The organism is Geobacillus sp. Sah69, assembly GCF_001414205.1.
Classification (GTDB): Bacteria; Bacillota; Bacilli; order Bacillales; family Anoxybacillaceae; genus Geobacillus; species Geobacillus stearothermophilus.
Map to the genome: position 1 here is coordinate 19,999 of NZ_LLKS01000019.1, position 21,841 is coordinate 41,839.

Sequence of the window (21,841 nt, forward strand, 5' to 3'; positions counted from 1 at the left end):
CGACTACCCAACGACGCAGGTCATGCCTGCATCGTTACCGATTCTCTCGGTGTGTCTGTTGGCAGTACTTGGCTTCCACACACAACAGACGGACCTACGCTCGATGTTTTACGGTTACAACGTTTCCTGTAACCAACTCCATACATCGAGTAGCCGTGATTGGAGTGCCTTTATTGAACGGTTTTCTCCACGCCTTTATTATATCATACACAAAAGAAAGGGGGGAACGCGCATTCCTCTCCCACTTACTCCCTTTGGTCGTTGAAGTGGGAGTCTCCTGCGCGAAATAGGATGAAAGTCGATTTGTTTGATTTTCATTTGCCGGAAGAGTTGATTGCGCAAACGCCGCTTCCAGACCGGGCGGCATCAAGGCTCATGGTGCTCGATAAACGAACGGGCGCCATTCGCCATGAAACGTTTCGCAACATTATTTCGTACTTGAATCCGGGCGACTGCCTCGTTTTAAACGATACGCGCGTCATGCCGGCGCGGCTTTACGGCGAAAAAGCGGAAACGGGCGGGACGGTGGAAGTGCTGCTTTTAAAGCACCTTGACGGCGACCGTTGGGAGACGCTCGTCAAGCCGGGAAAACGAGTCAAGCCAGGAACGAAACTCACCTTTGGCGAGGGGAAGCTTGAAGCCGTCTGCCTCGATACGCTGGAACACGGCGGGCGAGTGCTTGAGTTTTCGTATGACGGCCTGTTTTATGAAGTATTGGCCGAACTTGGGGAGATGCCGCTGCCCCCGTACATTAAAGAAAAGCTTGACGACCCGGAACGGTATCAGACGGTGTACGCCCGTGAAATTGGTTCGGCAGCGGCGCCAACCGCCGGTTTGCATTTCACCGAAGAGCTGCTTGACGCCATTCGCGAAAAAGGGGTGCATATTGTCTTCATCACCCTTCATGTCGGGCTTGGCACGTTTCGGCCAGTGCAAGTGGACGAAGTCGAGAAGCACGATATGCACGCCGAATTTTATCAAATGAGCGAGGAAACGGCTGAGACGTTAAACCGCGTCCGGGAGCAGGGCGGCCGCATCATCGCCGTCGGCACGACGTCGACACGGACGCTCGAGACGATCGCCGGCAAACATAACGGCCGATTTGTTGCAGAAAGTGGCTGGACCGACATTTTCATCTATCCGGGCTATGAGTTCAAAGGGATTGATGGGCTGGTGACGAACTTCCACCTGCCGAAATCGACGCTCATCATGCTCGTGAGTGCGCTCGCCGGGCGCGAAAATATTTTGCACGCGTATCAAGTAGCGGTCAAAGAGCGATACCGCTTTTTCAGCTTCGGTGATGCCATGCTCATCATTTGAGAAAGGAGACGAGCACGTTGACGACACCGATTCGCTTTGAACTGATCAAAACGTGCCGGCAGACTAGCGCGCGCCTTGGCATCCTCCATACGCCGCACGGCTCGTTTGAAACGCCGATGTTTATGCCGGTTGGGACGCTCGCCACGGTCAAGACGCTGTCGCCGGAAGAGCTGAAGACAATGGGGGCCGGCGTCATTTTAAGCAACACCTATCATCTTTGGCTGCGCCCGGGGCATGACATTGTCGCGGAAGCGGGCGGATTGCATGCGTTTATGAATTGGGATCGCGGCATTTTGACGGATTCCGGAGGCTTCCAGGTGTTTAGTTTGAGTGAATTCCGCCGCATCGAGGAAGAAGGCGTCTATTTCCGCAACCATTTAAACGGCGATAAGCTGTTTTTATCGCCGGAAAAAGCAGTCGAGATTCAAAATGCGCTTGGCGCCGACATCATCATGGCGTTTGATGAGTGCCCGCCGTATCCAGCGACGTATGAATACATGAAACAGTCCATCGAGCGGACGAGCCGTTGGGCGGAGCGCTGCTTGAAGGCGCACCGCCGCCCGAATGAGCAAGGGCTGTTTGGCATCGTCCAAGGCGGTGAATATGAAGATTTGCGCCGGCAAAGCGCCCGCGATTTAGTGTCGCTCGATTTCCCGGGCTATGCGGTCGGCGGGTTGTCGGTCGGCGAGCCGAAAGACGTGATGAATCGGGTGCTTGAGTTTACGACGCCGCTTTTGCCAGCGGACAAGCCCCGCTATTTAATGGGCGTCGGTTCGCCGGATTCGCTCATCGACGGGGCGATCCGCGGCATCGACATGTTTGATTGCGTGCTGCCGACGCGCATCGGCCGCAACGGTACCGTGATGACGAGCGAAGGACGGGTGGTGATCAAAAATGCCCAGTACGCTCGCGACTTCTCGCCGCTCGATCCGAACTGCGACTGCTACACGTGCCGGAACTATACGCGCGCGTACATCCGCCATCTCATCAAATGCGATGAAACATTTGGCATCCGCCTCACGTCTTACCATAACGTCTATTTTTTGATAAAATTGATGGAGCAGGTGAGACAAGCGATCCGCGAAGATCGACTCGCCGATTTCCGTGAGGAATTTTTCGAACGCTACGGCTTCAACAAGCCGAATGCAAAAAACTTTTGACGACCGGAAAGGAGGGGGATTGCATGAACGCAGCGATCGCCAATTTGTTGCTGATTGTGCTGTTTTTTGTGATGTTCTACTTTTTGATCATTCGCCCGCAACAAAAACGGCAACGCGCCATCCAGCAAATGCAGGCGAATTTGAAAAAAGGCGATAAAATCATCACGATCGGTGGATTGCACGGCATCATCGACTCGGTCGATGAGGACAAAATCATCGTTCGCGCCGGCGACGGCACGCGACTGACGTTCGACCGCTCCGCGGTGAGAGAAGTGGTGGCGGAAAGCAAGGCGTAGCGAAAGCGCGGCCATCGGCGTCTAAGCTTGAGCGCCGATTTGAACGGCGGTGTGAAAAGCGCGAGCGAGACGCAATCTCGTTTCTTACCATCGCGCTCTCCATCACAAAAGGTGTCCCGTTTGCTTTGAGGACACCTTTTGCTTTTGCGCTGGTTTGTCGTTTTTACGTCCGTTCATAGCGCGACGATGACAAATTGACCCCGACGATGCCGCCTAAGGAAGCAGCGGCGAAAAAGGCAAGGTGGTACAGCCATTGTTCGACGGTAAACGATTTTTCCATGCCAAGAAATTGAAACAAAAAGATGATCGCCGTAAATAAGAGGCCGGTCAGCCCGCCGGCGAGCCATCCTTTTTCTTGGCTTTTTCCGCCGGCGACAATGCCGCCGATAAACAGCGAGACAACCGAGGCGGCAAACACGATCCAGGTGAGCGACGATTCGTGAATGTCCGTCCATTTGAGCAACAACGAAAAAATGAAGCTGACGAGCGCCGCCAACACAAAAACTGTGGCGATTCCATACACCAGTGCGCTGCCAAGCCGTGACACCGCGATCCCTCCTTGGCCCAAATGCTTTTTACCACAATATATTCACCGCCGGACAGGTTTAGACGTTTATTTTCGCTTGTTTTTGCCGGCCAGCCAGTGCAGCACCGGAAGGTAGACGAGCTCTTCGCGCCGGATGAGCCGGAACAGAATGAGGCAGGCGGCATATAGGGCGGCTGTCGCGGCCATGGCAAGCAGCGTCCAAAGCGGTGCGGGCACCGCCAAAAGCGGATGGCGGGAGAGCGCATAGCCGATTGCGCCCGCAGCGATGATGGCGCCAAGCGCTTTGATGTACTCGCGTGCATCGATGGAAAAAGACACCATCTTGACGACCGTGGCAAAGTGAAGCAACGTCACAAGAACGGTGCTGACTGCAGTCGCCAGCGCCGCGCCCATAATGCCCAAACTTGGACGGGAAGCAAGGACGAAGATGCACACGAGCTTCACCACTGCTCCGATCAAGCTGTTCGTCATGGCGGCTTTCGCCAAGTCCAGTCCTTGCAAGACCGCCTGCAGCGGGCCTTGGAAATAATACAATAAGAAAAACGGCGCCATCACTTGAATAAAGATCGCGGCTTCACTTGTGCCGTACATCCAGCGCATGAGCGGCTCGGCGAACAAGTAAAGAATGACGGTGGAAAGGCCGCCGGTGATAAGCGACAAGCGCATCGCCTGGGTGATCCGGTATTCGACCAAAAGCAGCTTGCGTTGCGCCATGGCTTCGCTGATGGCCGGCACCAGGGTGGTCGAAAGCGCGTACGTAATAAACGACGGCAACGTCAACAACGGCAGCGCGTAGCCGACAAGCTGTCCGTATTGCCTTGTGGCAGTGGAGGCGGCGATGCCGGCCAATGCCAAGCTGTTGGCGACGACGATTGGCTCAAAAAACCAAGAAAGCGAGCCGATCAAACGGCCGCCGGTCGTTGGCAAGGCAATGCGCATGAGGCGGACGAACGTCTCTTTGCCGGCTTGGACGTAGTGAAAAAACTTTGTCCGCAGGCGAATCGATTTTTTAACCTTAAATAAAAACAGTAAATACAATAATGCTGCCAGCTCGCCGAGAACGGAAGACGCCATGGCGCCGGCGGCGGCATACTCGACGCCGTACGGCAAAAGCGGCTGTGTGCATAAGGCGATCAAGCTGATGCGGACGATTTGTTCCAGCAAGAGCGAGTAGGCGTACGGTTTCATTTGCTGGCGTCCTTGAAAGTAGCCGCGCAGCACCGAAGAGATGGCGACGATCGGCACAATTGGAGCGATGGCAAGAAGCGGATAGTACGTACGCGGGTCGGTGAACATCGTCCGGGAGAGCCATGGCGCAACAGCGATCAACGCCGGCAGAAGCACGATGCTTAGCGCGCCGGTGGTGGCCAGCGACACGACGAGAATTTGTTTCACCCGTTGCCGGTCGCCGGCCGCCTCTGCTTCGGCGACGAGTTTGGAAATGGCGACCGGAAGCCCGATCTGCGTCGCGGTAATCGCTAAAACGAGCGTCGGCACGGCCATCATGTACAGCCCGACTCCTTCATCGCCGATCATGCGGGCGACGACAATTCGGTTGATGAAGCCGAGAATTTTCGTAATAAAGCCAGCGACGATTAAAATGACCGTACCTTGTAAAAATTTAGACATTTTCTCCCCCTGCCTTCTCAAATGCCTCCATCTTTTATACAATATATGCAAGGCCCATGGCCAAGCATGACAAGATTGGCAGGCGGCAATGGATACAAGGGGGTATGGGGGATGGATGAAAACCGGAAGCTGCGCGAACAGCTCATGCCGGCGCTCGAGTCGAAGTGCGATGAGTTTCGTCTTCTCGGCTATACGCAAGTGACGATGGACGGGCTGTGGGAATGTTTATGTTCCCGAAAGTGGAAGCATCGGCCGGCGGAAAAAAAACTGCATGAGTTGGTCAGCGACATTTTCTCTCTTTCGCCGAGCGAGTATATGATATTTTTGACGATGCGTTCGTATAAGCAGCAGGCGGCCGGCGATGATGAGTTGGAGCGGGTTTTAAAGGAGTTGTTATAGTGGAAAATTGACACTTGCCGGCTGCTGTTTCATAATGGAAGGCGAGGCCAATATTTTGCTTGGCGCGACACCGGACGGCTCTGAAGCAAGTTGAAGGAGGAATCTTAAGGAGAATGGTAAAACGAAACCGCATCGTCGCCTTTTTTCTGCTCCTGCTTTTGTTCGCCGGAGTGATGGGGCCGACGATTCAAGGAATTGTACATAACATCAAACTGGGCCTTGACTTGCAAGGCGGTTTTGAAGTGCTGTATGAAGTGAAGCCGGCCAAAAAAGGCGATAAGATTGACCAAGAGACGCTGCAAAGCACCGTCAGTGCGCTGAATAAACGGATCAACGTCCTTGGCGTCAGTGAGCCGCGCGTTGACATCGAGGGAGGAAACCGCATCCGCGTCCAGCTCGCCGGGGTGAAAGACCAAAATGAGGCGCGCGAAATTTTGTCCACGCAGGCGAAATTGACGTTCCGCGATGTCAATGACAACGTGCTTATGGATGGAAGCGACCTCGTCCAAGGCGGAGCGAAGCTGTCGTTTGATGAAAACGGCCGGCCGAGCGTCGCTCTGAAATTGAAAGACGCCGACAAGTTCCGCCAGGTGACGGAAAAAGTATATAAAATGGGGCCGCCAAACAACATTTTAGTCATTTGGCTCGATTTTAAAGAAGGGGTGGACTCCTACCGGAAAGAAGCGGGCAAAACGGATCCGAAATTTATTTCCGCCGCTTCAGTCAACCAAGTGTTCAATCAGACGGATGTGTCGATCGTCGGCAATTTTACGGTCAAAGAAGCGCAACAGCTGGCCGATTTGCTCAATGCCGGCGCGCTGCCGGTCGAGCTGCATGAAATTTACTCCACGTCCGTCGGCGCTCAGTTTGGGAAAAACGCCCTGCAAAAAACGGTGTTGGCCGGCATCATCGGTGTGGCGGCGATCTTCTTGTTCATGATTTGGTTTTACCGGCTTCCCGGGATCATCGCCGTCATTACGCTGTCGGTATACATTTATTTGATTTTGCTTTTGTTTGATTGGATGAACGTCGTGATGACGCTGCCGGGCATTGCCGCCCTGATTTTAGGGGTTGGGATGGCGGTCGATGCCAACATTATTACGTACGAACGGATCAAAGAGGAGCTGAAGCTCGGCAAGTCGATGCTGTCGGCGTTCCGTGCTGGCAACCGCGGGTCGTTTGCGACGATTTTTGACGCCAACCTTACGACGATCATCGCCGGCGCTGTTCTTTTTATTTACGGGACAAGCTCGGTGAAAGGGTTTGCGACGACGCTCATCATCAGCATCGTCGTCAGCTTTCTCACCGCTGTTTATGGCACGCGGCTGTTGCTCGGACTGCTTGTGTCAAGCCGCTGGCTCGATAAAAAGCCGGAGTGGTTTGGCGTCAAAAAGTCGCAAATCTTAAACATTGCCGAAACGACCGAGGAAACGGAAGTGCCGACGAAGTTTGACCGCTGGGATTTTGTCAAACATAGCAAAAAGTTTTTCATTTTCTCTGGCGCATTGGCGATCGCCGGCGTCATCTCGTTGTTTGCCCTGGGGCTGAATCTTGGCATTGACTTCACGAGCGGAACGCGCGTTGAGGTGAAGAGCAGCCAGCCGATCGATGCGAAAGAGTTGAGCGACTATTTCGAGCGGCTCGGCTACAAGCCGGAGGATGTCGTCCTGTCCGGCACGGATGGGAAAACAGGCGTCGTCCGCTTGATTGGCGTGCTCGATAAGCAAGAAATTGCCAAGCTGAAAAATGAATTGAAGCAAGCGTATGGCAACGAACCAAACATCAGCACCGTCTCTCCGGTCGTCGGCAAGCAGCTGGCCCGCAATGCGCTCATTGCTGTGCTGATTTCCTCGATCGGCATCATTCTTTACGTGACGATCCGTTTTGAGTGGCGGATGGCGTTGGCGGCGATCGTTGCCCTGTTGCATGACGCCTTTTTCATTGTCACTGTGTTCAGCTTGACGCGTCTTGAAGTCGATTTGACATTCATCGCCGCGGTGCTGACGATCATCGGGTACTCGATCAACGATACGATCGTCACGTTTGACCGCATCCGGGATTTGATGAAAAAGCGGAAAGTGAAAACGGTTGACGACTTGAAGTATATCGTCAACCGGGCGTTGCAGCAAACATTTACGCGCTCGGTCAATACCGTATTGACCGTCTTGTTTACGGTCATCGCGTTGCTCATCTTTGGCAGCGAAGCGATCCGCAATTTCAACCTCGCCTTGCTCGTTGGACTTGTGTGCGGCGTCTATTCGTCGCTTTGCATCGCGTCTCAGCTTTGGGTCGTTTGGAAAGGACAGGAGCTCAAAAAAGGGAAAGGAGCCAAAAAAGCGGCGGCCGAGGCCGAACCGCAGGTGTAACAGCGCGCCGGAAAAGTGAATGTGCTTTTCCGGCGCCTTTTTTGTTCGGGGCAATGCTCGGGGCGGAAAATGGATACACTAACCGTCAGATGCAACATAGGCAGCGTGTGAGGTTGCTGAATGCAAAGGTGGGGGAGATGGCCATGGAACACGAACAGCGATTCAAGCAGGCGAAAACAGCAGCGGTCGTCGGCATCGCCGGCAACATGGCGCTTGCTGCTGTCAAGGCGGCGGTCGGCGTGTGGAGCCAAAGCCAAGCGTTGATCGCTGATGCCGCCCATTCAGCGTCCGATGTTGCCGGCTCGTTCGCCGTTTGGGTCGGACTGCGGGCCGCTGCGCGCCCGCCGGATGAGGATCATCCGTACGGGCATGGGAAAGCGGAATCAATCGCCGCCATTATTGTCGCGGTTCTTCTATTTCTCGTTGGGATCGAGATCGGGCGCTCGGCGTTTCTGTCATTTTTCGCCCCACTGTCGCCGCCCGGGGCGGCCGCCATTTACATCTTGTTGTTGTCGATTGCTGTCAAAGAAGCGATGTTTCACTATAAATACCGGCTCGGGAAAAAGCTAAACAGCGATGCGCTGATCATCAACGCCTATGAGCACCGATCGGATGTGTTTTCGTCGTTTGCTGCGCTCATCGGCGTCGGCGCCGCCATTGTCGGTGGAAAATGGGAGATTGACTGGCTTGTATATGCCGACCCGCTCGCCGGATTGTTCGTCTCGCTGCTTGTTCTGAAAATGGCATGGGACCTTGGCCGACAGTCGGTCCATACGGCGATCGACCATGTGCTTCACAAGGAAGAGGCTGGCTATTTGCGCGAGGCGGTCTTGTCCATTCCCGATGTGCGGCAAATCAATGAGCTGCATGCACGCGAGCACGGCCATTACGTCATCGTCGATTTGAAAATCGCCGTCGATCCGCGCTTGACGGTCGAAGAGGGGCACCGGATCGGAAAGAAAGTGAAAGAAAAACTACTGACGCTGCCGCGCGTCCGCAATGTCATGGTTCACATCAACCCGTACAACCCGGAAAAAAAACCGTAATGTCGTTGCCTGCCCTTTTCTCCTTTTTGTATAATAAGGAGAGTTGAGGTGGGAGACATGTTGAAAGCGAAAACGCGTTGGGAGGTGGAGCGCCTCGATGAGCAGACGGTGAGGCGGCTGGCTGAGGAAGCCGGCGTCACGCCCTTATTGGCGAGGCTTCTCGTCCGCCGCGGGGTGCGGACGGCCTCGGAGGCGGCGTCGTTTCTCAATCCGCTTGAGCAATCGTTTCATGATCCGTTTTTGCTTGACGGGATGGAGCGCGCGATTCAGCGTCTAAAGCGGGCGATCGACGCGGGTGAACGCGTGTTGGTATACGGCGATTACGATGCCGATGGCGTTTGCAGCACGTCGGTGATGGTGAGTGCTCTCAAGGAGGCGGGGGCGTCGGTCGAGTTCTACATTCCGAACCGATTTACGGAAGGATACGGGCCGAACATGGCGGCGTTTCGCTCCGCAAAAGAGCGCGGCGTTTCCGTCATTGTGACCGTCGACAATGGGATTGCGGCGGTCAAGGAAATTGCGGCCGCCAACGAGTGGGGGATGGATGTCATCGTAACGGATCACCACGAGCCAGGTCCGGTGTTGCCGGAGGCGCATGCGATCATCCATCCGAAGCAGCCGGGAAGTACATATCCGTTTCGCGATTTAGCCGGCGTCGGCGTTGCGTTTAAGGTAGCCCATGCCTTGCTTGGGCGGGTGCCGCGCCATTTGCTTGATTTGGTCGCGATCGGCACGATCGCTGATTTGGTTCCGCTTGTTGGGGAAAACCGCCTCTTTGTTGCACACGGGCTTGAAGCGTTGCGAGCGACGGAGCGCATCGGGCTGCGCGCTCTTTTTCGGCAATGCCGCATTGATGCGGCGGCCATCAACGAACAGACGGTCGGATTTGTCATCGCTCCGCGCTTGAACGCGGCGGGGCGCCTCGGCGGCGCCGATCCGGCAGTGGCGCTCTTAATGACGGACGATGAGAACGAAGCGGTGCAGCTGGCGGCGGAGATGGACGAGTTAAACCGCGAACGTCAGCAGCTTGTGGCACAAATCGCTGAAGAAGCGGCGGACATGGTGCGCCGCCAATTTCCTCCTGAGGAACATCGCGTCTTGGTTGTGGCAGGCGAAGGATGGAATGCCGGAGTGGTGGGCATTGTCGCTTCTAAGCTTGTTGAGCAGTTTTACCGCCCGGCGGTCGTGCTTTCAATCGACCGGGAAAAAGGGATCGCCAAAGGGTCAGCCCGTAGCATTCATGGGTTTGACTTATTCGCCAGCCTGTCGCAATGCCGCGACCTGTTGCCGCACTTTGGCGGCCACCCGATGGCGGCGGGGATGACATTGGCGCTTGATGATGTCGAAGAATTGCGGCAACGGCTGAACGCCATCGCCGCGGAAACGCTGTCCGATGACGACTTGACGCCGCTGACGTTTATTGACGCCTCTTGTTCGGTCGCTGAGCTGACGCTCGACGCCGCCCGCGGGCTCGAACGGCTCGCTCCGTTTGGCGTCGGCAATCCGCGGCCGCTTGTTCTCATTGAAGGGGCGTCCGTTGAAACGATGCGGCGCGTCGGAGCGAACGGCGCCCATATGAAGGCGGTGTTTGCGCAGGAGGGCGCCTCAGTCGACGCCATTGGTTTTGGCCTCGGACCGCTGTGTGAGGAAATCGCCCCGGGGGCGCGCGTTTCGGCAGTCGGGGAGCTTTCCGTGAATGAATGGAACGGGCTGGCGAAGGCGCAGCTGTCGCTGTGTGATCTGGCGGTCAGCCACTGCCAGCTGTTTGACATCCGCGGCTGCCGCGACGTCCGTCCCTTTCTTGAGCGGTTGCCAAAAGAAAAGCGGCTGCTTGTCATGTTTCGCCAAGGAACGGGCGCGCGCCCTGATTTAGCCTCGTTTCGCGGGGAACTTCGCTGCGTGCTGACGGACGAAGAGGCGGGTGCGCTGGAGATTAGCGGCCGTTACGTTGTGCTGCTTGATTTGCCGCCGACGCTCGGGCGGCTTGCCGCCTTGCTTGGGGGCAAGGAGCCGGCGCGCATTTATGCGCTGTTCGCCCAGCCGGAAGCCCGATTTTTCCGTACGTTCCCGACGCGCGATCATTTTAAATGGTTTTATGCGCTGTTGCACAAATACCGTTCGTTCCCGCTTGCCGAGCGGGGCGGGCAATTGGCGCGCGCCCGCGGTTGGACGGAAGAGACCGTTCATTTTATGGCGAAAGTGTTTTTGGAGTTGGAGTTTATTACGGAGCAAAACGGCGTCATTTCGCTCGTCCGCGCGCCGGCGAAGCGCGATTTGCACGAATCGCCGACGTACCGCCGCTGGCGGGACGAGCTTGAGGTGGAGCAACAGTTATTATATTCTACTTATGAGCAGCTTAACCGCTGTTTGGCGGAAATGACACGTTCGCAAACGCACGAGGAGGCAAACGTATCATGGACTTAAAACAATACATTACGATTGTGCCCGATTTCCCGAAGCCGGGCATCATGTTTAAAGATATTACAACGCTGATGGACAACGGTCTGGCGTACAAATACGCGATCGACCAAATTGTTCAATATGCGCGCGAAAAACAAATCGATATCGTCGTTGGTCCGGAAGCGCGCGGCTTTATCATCGGATGCCCGGTCGCCTATGCGCTTGGCGTCGGGTTTGCGCCGGTGCGCAAGGAAGGGAAGCTGCCGCGCGAAGTCGTCCGTGTGGAGTATGGCCTGGAATATGGAACAGATGTCTTGACGATGCATAAAGATGCCATTAAGCCAGGGCAGCGTGTGTTGATCACCGACGATTTGCTCGCGACGGGTGGGACGATGCGGGCGACGATCGATTTGGTGGAACAGCTCGGCGGAGTGGTGGCCGGATTGGCGTTTTTGATTGAGCTCACCGAGCTTGGCGGCCGCAAAAAATTGGAAGGCTACGACATTTTGACGCTGATGCAGTTTTAAACAGTCGACATTGTTCGCATCTTCGGATACAATAAAGAAAAAAGGGGCACTCACACATGAGTGCTCTTTCTTATTAACCGTATGAACGCAACGGACCTCTGTGCTTTGCAGCTTCAATTTTAATCGATTAAAAAGGTGATTCAACCCTATGGCCAATGAACAAGTGCTGACAGCGGAGCAAGTGTTTGAACGAGCGAGCTGTTATTTGTCGGAACAAGACGTCGCCTTTTTGAAAAAGGCGTATGAGTTTGCCAAGCACGCCCATCGCGACCAATTTCGGAAATCGGGCGAACCATACATCATCCATCCGATTCAAGTCGCGGGCATTTTGGTGGACTTAAAGATGGACGCGACAACGATCGCCGCCGGGTTTTTGCATGATGTCATCGAAGACACTGAGGCGACAAAAGAAGACCTCGAGCGCGAGTTCGGCGCGGAAGTGGCGATGCTTGTCGACGGGGTGACGAAGCTTGGGAAAATTAAATATAAATCGCAGGAAGAACAGCAGGCGGAAAACCACCGGAAAATGTTTTTGGCCATGGCGCAAGATATCCGGGTCATTTTGATCAAGCTCGCCGACCGGCTGCACAATATGCGGACATTGAAACATTTGCCGGCCGAAAAACAGCGGCGCATTGCCAATGAGACGCTCGAAATTTTCGCTCCGCTCGCGCATCGGCTCGGCATTTCGAAAATCAAATGGGAGCTTGAGGATACGGCGCTTCGCTATTTAAACCCGCAGCAATATTACCGCATCGTCAATTTAATGAAGAAAAAGCGGGCCGAGCGCGAGCAATATTTGGAGGAAGTCATTCAAGAAGTGCGCGAACGGCTCAACGAAGTGCATATTCCTTGCGAAATTTCCGGGCGTCCGAAACATATTTACAGCATTTATCGAAAAATGGTGATGCAAAATAAACAGTTCAACGAAATTTACGATTTGCTCGCTGTCCGCATCATCGTCAACAGCATCAAAGACTGCTATGCTGTGCTCGGCATTATTCATACATGCTGGAAGCCAATGCCAGGCCGCTTCAAAGACTACATCGCCATGCCGAAGCCGAACATGTACCAATCGCTCCATACGACGGTGATCGGCCCAAAAGGCGAACCGCTTGAGGTGCAAATCCGCACGTTTGAAATGCATCAAATCGCCGAGTTCGGGATCGCCGCCCATTGGGCGTACAAAGAAGGAAAGACGATCAAACCTAATTCATTTGAAGAAAAGCTGTCTTGGTTTCGGGAAATTTTGGAGTGGCAAAACGACGCCAGCAATGCCGAAGAGTTCATGGAATCGCTCAAGATGGATTTGTTTTCCGACATGGTGTTCGTCTTCACGCCAAAAGGCGATGTCATCGAGCTGCCGGCCGGGTCGGTGCCGATCGATTTCGCCTATCGCATCCATTCGGAAATCGGCAATAAAACGATCGGCGCCAAAGTGAACGGCAAAATGGTGCCGCTTGACTATAAGCTTCAGACGGGCGACATCGTGGAAATTTTGACGTCGAAACATTCGTACGGTCCAAGCCAGGACTGGCTGAAGCTCGCCAAGACGTCGCAGGCGCGCAACAAAATCCGCCAGTTTTTCAAAAAACAACGGCGTGAAGAAAATATCGAAAAAGGAAAAGAAATGGTCGAAAAAGAAGTGCGCAGCCTCGGTTTTGAACCGAAAGAAGTGATGACGGCGGACAACGTCAAGCGCGTTGCGGAAAAATTTAATTTTTCGAATGAAGACGATATGTATGCGGCAGTCGGCTATCATGGCATCACAGCGGCGCAAATCGCCCATCGGTTGACGGAAAAATGGCGGAAGCAGCGCGATCTCGAGGAACAGCAGCGCAAACTGGCCGAAGCGGTCTTCGAAGCCAAGCTGCCGGCTGGAAAAAAACGCGACTGCGGCATCCGCGTCCAAGGAATGGACAACTTGCTCATCCGTCTGTCGCGCTGCTGCAACCCGGTGCCGGGGGATGAAATCATCGGCTTTATTACCCGCGGCCGCGGCATTTCCGTCCACCGCGCCGATTGCCCGAACGTCAAGACCGAAGAAGCGGCCGATCGGTTGATTGCCGTAGAATGGGAAAGCGGGGCAAACGGAAAGTGCGAATATAACGTGGACATTGAGATCACCGGATTTGACCGCCGCGGTTTGCTGAATGAGGTGCTGCAGGCGGTCAATGAAACGCGAACAGACATTTCCGCCGTCTCGGGACGCTCCGATTATCGCCATAAAATCGCGACGATCCATATGACGATCGCCATTCATAATTTGAGCCACTTGCAAAAAGTGGTCGATCGAATCAAGCAAATTCCCGACATTTATTCCGTCCAGCGTTTGATGAACAACTAAGGGCGGCGAAAGGAGGAAGGCGAGTGAGAGCGGTCATCCAGCGGGCGAAAGAGGCCAAAGTCACCGTCGATGGCGAGACGGTCGGAGCGATCGATGCCGGGCTTGTCGTCCTTCTTGGCGTTACACACGAGGACACGGAGGACGATGCTGCCTATTTGGCTGAGAAAATCGCTCATTTGCGCATTTTTGAAGATGAAGACGGAAAAATGAACCGCTCCTTGCTTGACGTCGGCGGGGCGGTGCTGTCGGTGTCGCAGTTCACCCTTTACGGCGACTGCCGAAAAGGCCGGCGCCCGAACTTTATGGCGGCGGCAAAGCCCGACCATGCCTTGCCGCTGTATGAAGCGTTCAACGCCGCTTTGCGCGAAAGAGGCGTTCATGTAGAAACCGGCGTATTCGGTGCGATGATGGACGTATCGCTCACAAACGACGGGCCGGTCACCTTGATCATCGACAGCAGCGAGAAACCGGGAAACCGATGAAGTTTCCCGGTTTCTTTTTTATTTTCGGCGAAAAATGGGAAAGATGAAAACAAGTGTGGCAATAAGAAAGGAGGAGTGCGATGCGGCAAACCAAAAGAGGCGAGCAGGCGCATCGGGCGGACGATGTGTTGTCCGCCGACTTTCACGAATGGGTGCGGCTCGAGGCTCAATATAGAGCGTTTGAGTTGGCATCCGAATTCGGTGTGGCGCCGAAAGACGTACAAATGTTGAAAAAACAGCAGCCTCGTCCGTAAGCATGGCGAGTTGGAAGGAGCGCACGCGGCGTGTGGATGTTTCGTGGGCCGAGGCGGTGTGGCCGTTCAGACGAAACAGCTGCGAATGAGCGCTGCGCATCCGCTCAACACTGATCCGGATCGGTAGAGGAAAAAATCCATTGCATATGTATTGACAAACACATGCCCCTATATGATAATAAGTATTGGTTTAAAATTATTATAAAATAGTCACAGGAGGTAGATGAAGAATGTCACTCGTAGGGAAAAAAGTGCAACCATTCCGTGCCCAAGCGTATCACAACGGCGAATTCATCGAAGTGACAGAGCAAGACTTCATGGGAAAATGGAGCATCGTCTGCTTCTATCCGGCGGACTTTACGTTCGTCTGCCCGACGGAGCTCGAAGACTTGCAAGACCACTACGCGACGTTCAAAGAACTTGGCGTGGAAGTGTACTCGGTTTCGACCGACACCCACTTTACTCATAAAGCATGGCACGATACATCGCCAGCTATCGGCAAAATCGAATACGTGATGATCGGCGACCCGTCGCATCAACTGTCGCGCATGTTTGATGTGCTCGATGAAGAACAAGGATTGGCGCAACGCGGCACGTTCATCATTGACCCAGACGGCGTCATTCAAGCGGTGGAAATCAATGCGGACGGCATCGGCCGCAACGCCAGCACGCTGATTGATAAAATTAAAGCGGCCCAATACGTGCGCAACCATCCAGGTGAAGTCTGCCCGGCGAAATGGAAAGAAGGAGCGGAAACGCTGAAGCCGAGCCTTGACCTTGTCGGCAAAATTTAAGGGGGCTTAGGAGATGCTGTTGGATGCTGACATCAAGGCGCAACTAGCTCAGTATTTGCAATTGCTTGAAAATGATATTGTCTTGACGGTAAGCGCGGGAGACGACAACGTTTCCCGCGATATGCTTGCTTTAATCGATGAATTAACGGCGATGTCGCCGAAAATCAAAGTGGAAAAAGCGAAGCTGGAACGAACGCCAAGCTTCAGCGTCAACCGGGTCGGCGAAAACACCGGCATCACCTTCGCCGGCGTGCCGCTCGGCCATGAATTTACGTCCCTCGTTTTGGCGCTGCTTCAAGTGAGCGGGCGGCCGCCGAAAGTCAGCCAAGACGTCGTAGACCGCATTCAACAAATCAGAGGCAAACATCATTTTGAAACGTACGTCAGCCTGACCTGCCACAACTGCCCGGACGTCGTGCAAGCGCTCAACATTATGAGCGTGTTGAACCCAGATATTTCGCATACGATGATCGACGGGGCGGCGTTTAAAGAAGAAGCGGAGCAAAAAGGGATTATGGCCGTACCGACGGTGTTTTTAAACGGCAAACTGTTCGCGAGCGGCCGCATGTCGCTTGAAGATATCCTCGCCAAATTAGGGAGTGCTCCGGACGCTTCTTCCTTCGCCAACAAAGAGCCGTTTGATGTGCTGGTGATCGGCGGCGGCCCTGCAGGTGCGACAGCAGCCATTTACGCAGCGCGCAAAGGCATTCGCACTGGCATTGTCGCGGAGCGCTTCGGCGGACAAATTTTAGATACGCTCGGCATTGAAAACTTTATCAGCGTCAAATATACGGAAGGACCGAAGCTTGCGGCCAGCATTGAAGAACATGTAAAGCAATACAACGTCGACATCATGAGCTCGCAGCGGGCAAAACGGCTCGAGAAAAAAGACTTGATTGAAGTCGAGCTGGAAAACGGCGCTGTGTTGAAAAGCAAAACCGTTGTCATCGCAACGGGCGCCCGTTGGCGCAACCTTGGCGTGCCGGGCGAGGACGAGTTCAAAAACAAAGGCGTCGCCTATTGCCCGCACTGCGACGGCCCGCTGTTCGAAGGGAAGCACGTGGCGGTCATCGGCGGCGGGAACTCTGGAGTCGAAGCGGCGATTGACCTCGCTGGCATCGCCAGCCATGTGACGCTGCTGGAGTTCGCCCCTGAACTCAAGGCGGATGCTGTGCTGCAAAACCGGTTGTACAGCCTGCCGAACGTAACGGTGATAAAAAACGCGCAAACGACGGAAATCACCGGCACGGACAAAGTCAACGGCTTGACGTACATTGACCGGGAAACAGGAGAAGAACATCATATCGAATTGCAAGGCGTGTTCGTGCAAATCGGCCTTGTTCCGAACACCGAATGGTTGGGAGAAACGGTGGAACGGAATCGCTTCGGTGAAATTATCGTCGATAAACGCGGCGCGACGAACATTGAAGGCGTCTTTGCCGCGGGCGACTGCACGGACAGCGCCTATAAGCAAATCATTATCTCGATGGGCTCGGGTGCAACCGCGGCGTTAAGCGCGTTTGATTACTTGATTCGCCATTAAAGAGAGCCGAAGGTGGACCGCCTCTTCGATCCCATGGAGGGGCGGTTCAATGAATCGGCTCTCTTTTTTTACAACAAGGAGAAAAATGCGATGAGACATCATGGTTTTTCTCTTTGCGAACAACCATGGATCACAGCTGCTAGGACAACTTGACAAACGGGCGAGATTGTCCGTAATATAAAATTACATCTTTCTCATACGGAACAACCGATGATGGAGAAAAGTAGTTAAGGTCCACATGGCCAGAGAGGAAGCGCCCAAGGCTGCGAGCGCTTCTCCATGATGGCTTAACGAAAGACACTCCGTAGGTTTCCCTTTGAACGCGCTTTGCGCCAGTAAAGGGGAACGTGTGCCATGCGTTAATGGCGACAAGCGGAAGCCGGATCGGCTTCAATTAGGGTGGCACCGCGGGAATGACGCTCTCGTCCCTATGATCATGGGGACAAGGGCGTTTTATTTTGGGCAAAGGAGGATGAGCATGGCTTTTCAAATTCCAAGAGGGACACAAGATGTGCTGCCGGGTGACTCGGAAAAATGGCAATATGTCGAGCACATTGCCCGCAGCCTCTGCAGCCGGTATGGGTATCAGGAAATCCGGACGCCGATTTTTGAACATACGGAGCTTTTTTTGCGCGGCGTGGGGGATACAACGGACATTGTGCAAAAAGAAATGTACACGTTCGAAGACAAAGGGGGGCGCGCGCTGACGCTCCGCCCGGAAGGAACGGCGCCGGTTGTCAGAGCGTTTGTCGAGCATAAGCTGTACGGCAGTCCGAACCAGCCGCTGAAATTGTATTACAGCGGGCCGATGTTTCGCTACGAGCGTCCGGAAGCGGGACGGTTCCGCCAGTTCGTCCAGTTCGGCGTCGAGGCGCTCGGCAGCAGCGATCCGGCGATTGACGCCGAGGTGATGGCGCTAGCGATGCATATTTACGAAGCGCTTGGCTTAAAACGGATCCGGCTTGTCATGAACAGCTTGGGCGACCTTGACAGCCGCCGGGCGCACCGAGAGGCGCTTGTTCGCCATTTTTCAAACCGCATCCACGAGCTGTGCCCGGACTGCCAGACGAGGCTTCATACGAATCCGCTCCGCATTCTCGACTGCAAAAAAGACCGCGATCATGAGCTGATGGCGACGGCGCCGTCGATTTTAGACTATTTAAATGACGAATCGCGTGCCTATTTTGAGAAAGTGAAACAATACTTGACAGCGCTCGGCATCCCGTTTGTCATCGATGCGCGGCTCGTGCGCGGGCTTGACTATTACAACCACACGACGTTTGAAATTATGAGCGAAGCGGAAGGATTTGGCGCGGCGGCGACGCTGTGCGGCGGTGGGCGTTACAACGGGCTTGTCCAAGAAATCGGCGGTCCGGAGACGCCGGGCATCGGCTTTGCCTTGAGCATCGAGCGGCTGTTGGCCGCCCTTGACGCCGAAGGAGTGGAATTGCCGGTGGAGAGTGGGCTTGACTGCTATGTCGTCGCTGTCGGTGAGCGGGCGAAAGACGAGGCGGTCCGCCTCGTTTATGCATTGCGCCGCTTCGGATTGAGGGTCGATCAAGATTATTTGGGCCGAAAATTGAAGGCGCAGCTGAAGGCCGCCGACCGGCTTGGGGCATCGTTTGTCGCCATTATCGGCGATGAAGAACTCGAGAGACAGGAAGTGGCGGTAAAGCATATGGCGAGCGGCGAGCAAACGAATGTACCGCTCGGCGAGTTGGCGCACTTTTTGCATGAACGGATCGGGAAGGAGGAGTGAGCGAATGGAACGCACATATCATTGTGGAGAAGTGCCGGAAACGGCCGTCGGCGAGCGCGTCGTGCTCAAAGGCTGGGTGCAAAAGCGCCGCGACTTAGGCGGCCTCATTTTCATTGACTTGCGCGACCGAACGGGCATCGTCCAAGTTGTCGCCAGCCCCGATGTCTCGGCCGAGGCGCTGGCGGCAGCGGAACGCGTGCGGAGCGAATACGTTTTAAGCGTCGAAGGAACGGTCGTCGCCCGCGCGCCCGAGACGGTCAATCCGAACATCGCGACCGGCCGCATTGAAATTCAAGCGGAACGAATCGAGATCATCAACGAGGCAAAAACGCCGCCGTTTTCGATTTCCGATGACACGGATGCGGCGGAAGACGTGCGCTTAAAATATCGGTATTTGGATTTGCGCCGCCCAGTCATGTTTCAAACACTGGCGCTTCGCCACAAAATCACAAAGACGGTGCGCGACTTTTTGGATAGCGAACGCTTTTTGGAAATTGAAACGCCGATGTTGACGAAAAGCACGCCGGAAGGGGCGCGTGACTATTTGGTGCCAAGCCGCGTTCATCCGGGCGAATTTTACGCCTTGCCGCAGTCGCCGCAAATTTTTAAGCAGCTGCTCATGGTCGGCGGCGTGGAACGGTACTACCAAATCGCCCGTTGCTTCCGTGACGAGGATTTGCGCGCTGACCGCCAGCCGGAATTTACGCAAATCGACATCGAAATGTCGTTTATCGAACAAAAGGATATTATGGATTTAACCGAACGGATGATGGCTGCCGTCGTGAAAGCAGCAAAAGGGATCGACATCCCGCGCCCGTTTCCGCGCATCACGTATGACGAGGCGATGAGCCGCTACGGCTCGGACAAGCCGGATATACGCTTTGGTCTTGAGCTCGTCGACGTATCGGAAATCGTCCGTAATTCAGCATTTCAAGTGTTCGCCCGCACGGTCAAGGAAGGCGGGCAAGTGAAGGCGATCAACGCGAAAGGCGCTGCAAGCCGCTATTCGCGCAAAGACATCGACGCGTTAGGCGAATTTGCGGCCCGCTACGGGGCGAAAGGGCTCGCCTGGCTGAAAGCGGAAGGAGATGAGCTGAAAGGGCCGATCGCCAAGTTTTTCACCGATGAGGAACAGGCGGCGCTGCGTCGAGCGCTTGCTGTCGAAGACGGAGATTTGCTTTTGTTTGTCGCCGACGAAAAAGTGATCGTCGCAGCGGCGCTTGGGGCGCTCCGGCTGAAGCTTGGCAAAGAGCTCGGCTTGATCGACGAAGCGAAGCTCGCGTTTTTGTGGGTGACGGATTGGCCGCTTTTGGAGTATGACGAAGAAGAAGGGCGCTATTACGCCGCCCACCATCCGTTTACGATGCCGGTGCGCGACGACATTCCGCTGTTGGAGACAAACCCGGGCGCCGTTCGCGCACAGGCGTACGATTTAGTGTTAAACGGGTACGAGCTCGGCGGCGGTTCGCTCCGCATTTTCGAGCGCGACGTGCAAGAAAAAATGTTCCGCGCCTTAGGGTTCAGCGAAGAAGAAGCGCGCCGCCAGTTCGGATTCTTGCTTGAGGCGTTTGAATACGGCACTCCGCCGCACGGCGGCATTGCGCTTGGCCTTGACCGGCTGGTGATGTTGCTCGCTGGGCGCACGAACTTGCGCGATACGATCGCCTTCCCGAAAACGGCGAGTGCGAGCTGCTTATTGACGGAAGCGCCGGGGCCGGTCAGCGACAAGCAGCTCGAGGAGCTGCATTTGGCCGTTGTGCTTCCTCGTGAGGAATAATGGCGCCGTTGGAAGGAGAAACATTGACGGCAGAGGTTCACAAACGCGAAAAAATATGATACAATCAAAGCAACACACCGTCCTAATGTGTTCGTCGAGTCACCCATCGTTTTGACCGAACAGTAGATGATCCGGGAGCCCGGGGTTTCCAAGCGGCGTGCACGCCCCTTCGTCACAGGGGAAGCGCAAACCTTGGAACAGGGCACCCACCTATGGGAGAGCGGGTTCAAAACGAAGGTATCGACGGCACGATTGGGACTGGCGACATTAAGGAATCAACAGCATTTCCCCTATGCGGATGGCCGCATAGGGGTTTTGTTTTGCCAGCAAAATGCCGTTGCCTCTTTTGCTGTCTTGATGGTAGGATAAAAAGCGGCATAAACATCAATTTTGAAGCAAACGGAGAGGAGAACGATGCTGCACCAATTTTCCCGCAATGAACTCGCGATTGGCCCTGAAGGGTTGGAACGCTTAAAAAACGCCACCGTCGCCGTCCTTGGCGTCGGCGGTGTCGGGTCGTTCGCCGTCGAGGCGCTCGCCCGCTCCGGCGTCGGCCGGTTGGTGCTTGTTGATCGCGATAACGTCGATATCACCAACATCAACCGGCAAATCCATGCGTTGCTCTCGACCATCGGGCGTCCGAAAGTGGAGCTCATGAAAGAGCGCATCGCCGACATCAACCCGGCGTGCGAGGTGATCGCTTTGCAAATGTTTTATACGGAAGAGACGTATGAGCAATTTTTCGCCTATGATCTGGATTTTGTCATCGATGCGTCCGACACGATTGTGTACAAAGTGCATTTGATGAAACAATGCCTCAAGCGCGGCATTCCGATCATTTCCAGCATGGGTGCGGCGAACAAAATGGATCCGACCCGCTTTCGTATTGTCGACATTTCAAAAACGCACACCGATCCGATTGCGAAAGTCATCCGCGCCAAGCTGCGCAAAGAAGGGATTCGCCGCGGCATTCCGGTCGTCTTTTCCGATGAGAAGCCGGTGAAAATCCGCGAAGACGTTCGCCAAGTCGTCGGCAACGATGCTTCGCCGATCCGCAAAGCGAAAATGCCGCCATCATCGAACGCGTTTGTTCCGTCGGTTGCCGGGCTTATTATGGCGTCTTACGTCATCAATGAATTGTTAAAAGACATCCCCATCGCCCGCGTCGGCGAATGAGGAAACGATGGGCAGACAA

General features: G+C 54.8%; 18 protein-coding genes, 1 other RNA gene and 1 other annotated feature. Of the genes, 17 read left to right on the top strand and 2 right to left on the bottom strand.

Annotation, left to right across the window (positions count from 1 at the left end):
- The first annotated feature begins 291 nt into the window (after window positions 1-291).
- From queA to yajC, 3 genes are read left to right on the top strand one after another with little or no spacing between them, the layout of a single operon-like run.
- The gene (gene queA, locus AP057_RS01905; protein ID WP_055357942.1) at window positions 292-1,320 is read left to right on the top strand and encodes a tRNA preQ1(34) S-adenosylmethionine ribosyltransferase-isomerase QueA; all 1,029 of its coding nucleotides are present in this window, start codon (window positions 292-294) and stop codon (window positions 1,318-1,320) included.
- A gap of 17 nt (window positions 1,321-1,337) precedes the next feature.
- Window positions 1,338-2,480, top strand: a complete 1,143-nt coding sequence (gene tgt, locus AP057_RS01910) for a tRNA guanosine(34) transglycosylase Tgt (RefSeq protein WP_055357943.1) — start codon at window positions 1,338-1,340, stop codon at window positions 2,478-2,480.
- Window positions 2,481-2,503: 23 nt separating this feature from the next.
- On the top strand, window positions 2,504-2,776 hold the full coding sequence (gene yajC, locus AP057_RS01915) for a preprotein translocase subunit YajC (RefSeq protein WP_055357944.1): 273 nt from the start codon (window positions 2,504-2,506) through the stop codon (window positions 2,774-2,776).
- 163 nt (window positions 2,777-2,939) lie between these two features.
- On the opposite strand, the gene AP057_RS01920 is transcribed toward yajC, so the two are convergent.
- Both AP057_RS01920 and spoVB read right to left on the bottom strand, forming a co-directional pair.
- Window positions 2,940-3,323, bottom strand: coding sequence for a TIGR04086 family membrane protein (locus AP057_RS01920; RefSeq protein WP_055357945.1), 384 nt, complete (start codon window positions 3,321-3,323; stop codon window positions 2,940-2,942).
- Between the two features lie 66 nt (window positions 3,324-3,389).
- Entirely contained in the window at window positions 3,390-4,952 is a 1,563-nt protein-coding gene (spoVB, locus tag AP057_RS01925) for a stage V sporulation protein B (RefSeq protein ID WP_055357946.1), read from the bottom strand.
- 111 nt (window positions 4,953-5,063) lie between these two features.
- Here spoVB and AP057_RS01930 point away from each other — a divergent pair, with 111 nt between their 5' ends.
- The 14 genes from AP057_RS01930 to AP057_RS01990 all read left to right on the top strand — a co-directional run bounded on the left by AP057_RS01930 (window position 5,064) and on the right by AP057_RS01990 (window position 21,822).
- Complete coding sequence (locus AP057_RS01930) at window positions 5,064-5,351, top strand: post-transcriptional regulator (protein WP_033014790.1); 288 nt, start codon at window positions 5,064-5,066, stop codon at window positions 5,349-5,351.
- A 113-nt stretch (window positions 5,352-5,464) separates the two neighbouring features.
- A complete protein-coding gene (secDF, locus tag AP057_RS01935) occupies window positions 5,465-7,717 on the top strand; it encodes a protein translocase subunit SecDF (RefSeq protein WP_049624740.1) in 2,253 nt (750 codons plus the stop codon).
- 137 nt (window positions 7,718-7,854) lie between these two features.
- A complete protein-coding gene (locus tag AP057_RS01940) occupies window positions 7,855-8,763 on the top strand; it encodes a cation diffusion facilitator family transporter (RefSeq protein WP_080985658.1) in 909 nt (302 codons plus the stop codon).
- Between the two features lie 57 nt (window positions 8,764-8,820).
- Window positions 8,821-11,187, top strand: a complete 2,367-nt coding sequence (recJ, locus tag AP057_RS01945; protein ID WP_055358085.1) for a single-stranded-DNA-specific exonuclease RecJ — start codon at window positions 8,821-8,823, stop codon at window positions 11,185-11,187.
- Complete coding sequence (locus AP057_RS01950) at window positions 11,178-11,690, top strand: adenine phosphoribosyltransferase (RefSeq protein WP_033014788.1); 513 nt, start codon at window positions 11,178-11,180, stop codon at window positions 11,688-11,690. Before recJ ends, AP057_RS01950 begins: the two co-directional genes overlap by 10 nt.
- 148 nt (window positions 11,691-11,838) lie before the next feature.
- A complete protein-coding gene (locus tag AP057_RS01955; protein ID WP_049626409.1) occupies window positions 11,839-14,037 on the top strand; it encodes a bifunctional (p)ppGpp synthetase/guanosine-3',5'-bis(diphosphate) 3'-pyrophosphohydrolase in 2,199 nt (732 codons plus the stop codon).
- Window positions 14,038-14,060: 23 nt separating this feature from the next.
- Window positions 14,061-14,519 carry a D-aminoacyl-tRNA deacylase gene (dtd, locus tag AP057_RS01960; RefSeq protein ID WP_013144643.1) on the top strand — a complete coding sequence of 153 codons (459 nt, stop codon included), beginning with the start codon at window positions 14,061-14,063 and terminating at the stop codon, window positions 14,517-14,519.
- A gap of 80 nt (window positions 14,520-14,599) precedes the next feature.
- A complete protein-coding gene (locus tag AP057_RS17380) occupies window positions 14,600-14,773 on the top strand; it encodes a hypothetical protein (protein WP_015375481.1) in 174 nt (57 codons plus the stop codon).
- Window positions 14,774-15,003: 230 nt separating this feature from the next.
- Window positions 15,004-15,567 carry an alkyl hydroperoxide reductase subunit C gene (ahpC, locus tag AP057_RS01970; protein ID WP_013144645.1) on the top strand — a complete coding sequence of 188 codons (564 nt, stop codon included), beginning with the start codon at window positions 15,004-15,006 and terminating at the stop codon, window positions 15,565-15,567.
- Between the two features lie 13 nt (window positions 15,568-15,580).
- Window positions 15,581-17,110, top strand: coding sequence for an alkyl hydroperoxide reductase subunit F (gene ahpF, locus AP057_RS01975; protein WP_055357947.1), 1,530 nt, complete (start codon window positions 15,581-15,583; stop codon window positions 17,108-17,110).
- Window positions 17,111-17,311: 201 nt separating this feature from the next.
- Window positions 17,312-17,543, top strand: a binding site (T-box leader).
- 45 nt (window positions 17,544-17,588) lie between these two features.
- Window positions 17,589-18,869, top strand: a complete 1,281-nt coding sequence (gene hisS / locus AP057_RS01980; protein WP_055357948.1) for a histidine--tRNA ligase — start codon at window positions 17,589-17,591, stop codon at window positions 18,867-18,869.
- A gap of 4 nt (window positions 18,870-18,873) precedes the next feature.
- Entirely contained in the window at window positions 18,874-20,646 is a 1,773-nt protein-coding gene (gene aspS, locus AP057_RS01985) for an aspartate--tRNA ligase (protein WP_055357949.1), read from the top strand.
- A 76-nt stretch (window positions 20,647-20,722) separates the two neighbouring features.
- Window positions 20,723-20,909: non-coding RNA, 6S RNA (ssrS, locus tag AP057_RS15925), on the top strand.
- A 151-nt stretch (window positions 20,910-21,060) separates the two neighbouring features.
- A complete protein-coding gene (locus tag AP057_RS01990; RefSeq protein ID WP_049625201.1) occupies window positions 21,061-21,822 on the top strand; it encodes a ThiF family adenylyltransferase in 762 nt (253 codons plus the stop codon).
- The last annotated feature ends 19 nt before the right edge of the window (window positions 21,823-21,841 follow it).

Coding starts and splice junctions, on each gene's coding strand:
- queA (WP_055357942.1), top strand. CDS start 292: ATGAAAGTCGATTTGTTTGATTTTCATTTGCCGGAAGAGTTGATTGCG.
- secDF (WP_049624740.1), top strand. CDS start 5,465: ATGGTAAAACGAAACCGCATCGTCGCCTTTTTTCTGCTCCTGCTTTTG.
- AP057_RS01950 (WP_033014788.1), top strand. CDS start 11,178: ATGGACTTAAAACAATACATTACGATTGTGCCCGATTTCCCGAAGCCG.
- AP057_RS01990 (WP_049625201.1), top strand. CDS start 21,061: ATGCTGCACCAATTTTCCCGCAATGAACTCGCGATTGGCCCTGAAGGG.
- aspS (WP_055357949.1), top strand. CDS start 18,874: ATGGAACGCACATATCATTGTGGAGAAGTGCCGGAAACGGCCGTCGGC.
- ahpC (WP_013144645.1), top strand. CDS start 15,004: ATGTCACTCGTAGGGAAAAAAGTGCAACCATTCCGTGCCCAAGCGTAT.
- AP057_RS17380 (WP_015375481.1), top strand. CDS start 14,600: ATGCGGCAAACCAAAAGAGGCGAGCAGGCGCATCGGGCGGACGATGTG.
- spoVB (WP_055357946.1), bottom strand. CDS start 4,952: ATGTCTAAATTTTTACAAGGTACGGTCATTTTAATCGTCGCTGGCTTT.
- hisS (WP_055357948.1), top strand. CDS start 17,589: ATGGCTTTTCAAATTCCAAGAGGGACACAAGATGTGCTGCCGGGTGAC.
- ahpF (WP_055357947.1), top strand. CDS start 15,581: ATGCTGTTGGATGCTGACATCAAGGCGCAACTAGCTCAGTATTTGCAA.
- AP057_RS01930 (WP_033014790.1), top strand. CDS start 5,064: ATGGATGAAAACCGGAAGCTGCGCGAACAGCTCATGCCGGCGCTCGAG.
- yajC (WP_055357944.1), top strand. CDS start 2,504: ATGAACGCAGCGATCGCCAATTTGTTGCTGATTGTGCTGTTTTTTGTG.
- AP057_RS01940 (WP_080985658.1), top strand. CDS start 7,855: ATGGCCATGGAACACGAACAGCGATTCAAGCAGGCGAAAACAGCAGCG.
- recJ (WP_055358085.1), top strand. CDS start 8,821: ATGTTGAAAGCGAAAACGCGTTGGGAGGTGGAGCGCCTCGATGAGCAG.
- AP057_RS01955 (WP_049626409.1), top strand. CDS start 11,839: ATGGCCAATGAACAAGTGCTGACAGCGGAGCAAGTGTTTGAACGAGCG.